Here is a 2,760-nt window from a genome sequence, read left to right as displayed (position 1 = left end):
ATTACAGTTGCAATTTGAGGCGCATATGCGCGAGCCTTGCTGCGGCTTGATGGGCTCTTCTCCAGGTTGACCAGGCGATGATTTGAGTTGCCTGGATCTGACGCTGGGCCATGCGGTTCGCGATGCGCCGGATTTCCTGGATCGACCAGCGGATCAGTTCTGGCGTTCTGCCCTCGTCTTGCGCATCGTTTTTTTGGGCGGCGCGGCATTGGCATGATGGCGGATGCTGGCCATCATCGCGAAGGCCAGCATGACCAGCGAAACATGCCGGTGCCAGCCATGCCAAGAGCGAGTCTCGTTATGATCGAGGCCGAGCTCATTCTTTGCAGTCTCGAAGCTGTCTTCGATCGCCCATCGATGCCCTTCGACGCGGACCAGCGTCTCCATCGTGGTGCCCCGCGGCGACCATGTGGTGAAGAAGGCCAGATCACCATCGGCAATATTGCGTCGGATCAGCAGGCCCCGGGTCCAGACGCCGCTGAGATCAGCATTAAATTCGCCAGCATCGAGATCGGCGAGATCAAGGTAGGCCCAGTCGTGAAGCCGCTCGCCCTTGGTGCCCGCGCCGGCCGACAGACGCTGCCAAGCCTCGGGCGGCAAGTCTCCCGCGATGCTCCCGGCCGTCCCGCTGACGGCATAGGCTTTCCCCCAGGAATTGAAGGCGTGCTTGGAACTGACACCCAGGACATAGCCTTTTCCAGCGCGGCGTAGCGCTACTTCGATATCGCCAACGCCATAGACGCTGTCGGCGGCCACCCAGGAAAATGGAACCTTGGCCGAGAGCACGCGCTCGATCATGCTGCGGGCAATGGCAGGTTTAGTGGCGAACTCCACCACCTCGGGCACATGGGCCCGGCTTCGTCTGACCGGGGCTTGAGCCCATGCTTTCGGCAGATAGAGGGCCCGATCGATAAAAGCATGTCCGTGCCGCGAGACGTAGCTGGCGAAGACGCCGATCTGGCAATTGGTGATCTTTCCTGCCGACCCCGTATATTGGCGCGCGACCCCACAGGAGGCGTGGCCCTGCTTCAAAAAACCGGTTTCATCGATCACCAGCACCGCCTCGGGATCAGCCAGCGTTTCCACGGCGTAGTCCCGCACAATATCGCGCAGGGCGTCGGCATTCCAATGGCCACGACCCAATATCGCCTGCTGACGCCAGGGGCCCGGATCTCCAGCCGCTTCGGCCCGCATCCAACCCGTCTTGCGCCGTTCCTCACCCAACAAGCCGTCGAGAAACTGACCGGCCGATGCCGCAACCCGTTCCTGCGTAAACAGCGGCCGAATTCGAGCCTTTACTTCACGTAGCGAGGAAGCCCAAAGCTCCAGCGTCTCTTCGACCGACAACCCCGCCATCCATGATCCCTAACTTAGTCATGGTAGCGCATTGATTCAGAGCGGAGAGAAGAATGCAACTGTAATGCTAGGGTGTGCAAAATCGAGGAAGCCACCTGCATTGGATCGCTAAGATATGAAAAAGGCCTTATTGCTACTGCTTTTTGCCGCCTCCCCTGTAGTCGCTAGCACCTCATATGACGGAGTTTATGCCTGTCAGTTCACTAAATCAGCAGGCATGTCATATAAGGATGGAGCATGGCAAACTTCGGACTTCGATACGGACGCCCCATTTTTCCTTGAAGTAAAAAACGGAAAACTAGACGCACGGGCCATACACGAAACATTTAACATCGGCACGAAATTAGACCTTCCAATATGCGCTGATGATCTGATTGAAAGGGTGGAAAGTTGCGCAGGTCACTTTGGCCAACAGATGATGATAAACTTTGAATCACTCAATGGCGGCTATTCTGAATTGACAGACGCAGCAGCTGACGAAGATGTACAGAAATCCGTTTCTATCAGTCTATTTACATGTCAAAAGATGTAGCTCTTTCTCAACGATACTATGAAACCCATAGCGGCCCTGATTTATGCCACGCATCCAACGCAACGTAATCAATCGTCTATCTTCGTCAGTTCGCTTGGGTCGCGGGTTATGAATGCCGTGAGCAATCTGCCCGCCGCACCTTCTTGCGACGACCAGCGAACAATCCCTTGCATTAGGTTTTCGGAAGTCAGCGCAATCAAAATCGCCATCAAGATTTCCCAATCGCCAGTCACTCCGACCAGCGCAGACAATGGACGGTGAAGTACAAGCCCTGCCCCCGCGCCCACCACAGTTGTCGTCAACGCACCCCAGAAGCCAAGACTCATTGAAGTCTTAAGGCGAACAAGAATCGCAATTGATACGGCAATCCATATCTCGACTGGATAATTCAGAAAACGCATTTGCCGTCCCATCTTTGATCATTCGTCGTATTTATGAACAGACGGGATTTTGGTATCGGCGCGACTGTTAGGGGCAATCACAATCGCGCCGAACTGGTTGGCACCATCAGTCGACGTTGCCAAGTCGGATATGTAGCAGCATGATCCCTACCCCGAGGCAGAGAATTGCCAGCGGCGCACAAGGCAGCCCGTACATGACTGCGCCGAAAAACACCGATCCTGTATCCTCGGTACTGTCCAGCCAGCTGCCACCGTTGCGCAGGTCAGCGATCTCCTTAAGCGAGTAAACGGCTGCGACAACGACGCAGCCCAGCCAATCAACGCTGAAGCCTAGCAAGGCTAAGGCAGCGACTATCGAAGCGCCAAGGATTGCATGAAAGACGGCTTCTGCGCCTCGCTTGTAGGCCTTGGGTGCTGGCCCGGCTGTACCGGCTGATGAGGGCGTAAACAGCTCACCAAGGAATATACGGA

Annotated in this window: 4 protein-coding genes; 1 reads left to right on the top strand and 3 read right to left on the bottom strand. The window is 55.9% G+C overall.

What is annotated here, in order from left to right:
• Positions 1-153: 153 nt before the first annotated feature.
• Positions 154-1,356 carry an IS701 family transposase gene (locus AAIL68_RS17260; protein WP_347141023.1) on the bottom strand — a complete coding sequence of 401 codons (1,203 nt, stop codon included), beginning with the start codon at positions 1,354-1,356 and terminating at the stop codon, positions 154-156.
• Positions 1,357-1,471: 115 nt separating this feature from the next.
• Here AAIL68_RS17260 and AAIL68_RS17255 point away from each other — a divergent pair, with 115 nt between their 5' ends.
• Positions 1,472-1,888 carry a hypothetical protein gene (locus AAIL68_RS17255; protein ID WP_347141022.1) on the top strand — a complete coding sequence of 139 codons (417 nt, stop codon included), beginning with the start codon at positions 1,472-1,474 and terminating at the stop codon, positions 1,886-1,888.
• 68 nt (positions 1,889-1,956) lie between these two features.
• Here the strand turns inward: AAIL68_RS17255 and AAIL68_RS17250 are convergent, their stop codons facing one another.
• Both AAIL68_RS17250 and AAIL68_RS17245 read right to left on the bottom strand, forming a co-directional pair.
• Complete coding sequence (locus AAIL68_RS17250) at positions 1,957-2,289, bottom strand: hypothetical protein (RefSeq protein ID WP_347141021.1); 333 nt, start codon at positions 2,287-2,289, stop codon at positions 1,957-1,959.
• A 106-nt stretch (positions 2,290-2,395) separates the two neighbouring features.
• Positions 2,396-2,760, bottom strand: a 365-nt coding sequence (locus AAIL68_RS17245; protein WP_347141019.1) for a hypothetical protein, incomplete at its 5' end; no start/stop codon positions are given.

The organism is Paracoccus sp. SSK6 (genome assembly GCF_039770665.1).
In the GTDB taxonomy this organism is placed as follows: domain Bacteria; phylum Pseudomonadota; class Alphaproteobacteria; order Rhodobacterales; family Rhodobacteraceae; genus Paracoccus.
This window is presented reverse-complemented; position numbering and strand designations above follow the sequence as displayed.

Excerpts from the sequence above, each read along its gene's own strand:
- AAIL68_RS17260 (WP_347141023.1), bottom strand. The coding sequence starts at position 1,356 with ATGGCGGGGTTGTCGGTCGAAGAGACGCTGGAGCTTTGGGCTTCCTCG.
- AAIL68_RS17255 (WP_347141022.1), top strand. The coding sequence starts at position 1,472 with ATGAAAAAGGCCTTATTGCTACTGCTTTTTGCCGCCTCCCCTGTAGTC.
- AAIL68_RS17250 (WP_347141021.1), bottom strand. The coding sequence starts at position 2,289 with ATGCGTTTTCTGAATTATCCAGTCGAGATATGGATTGCCGTATCAATT.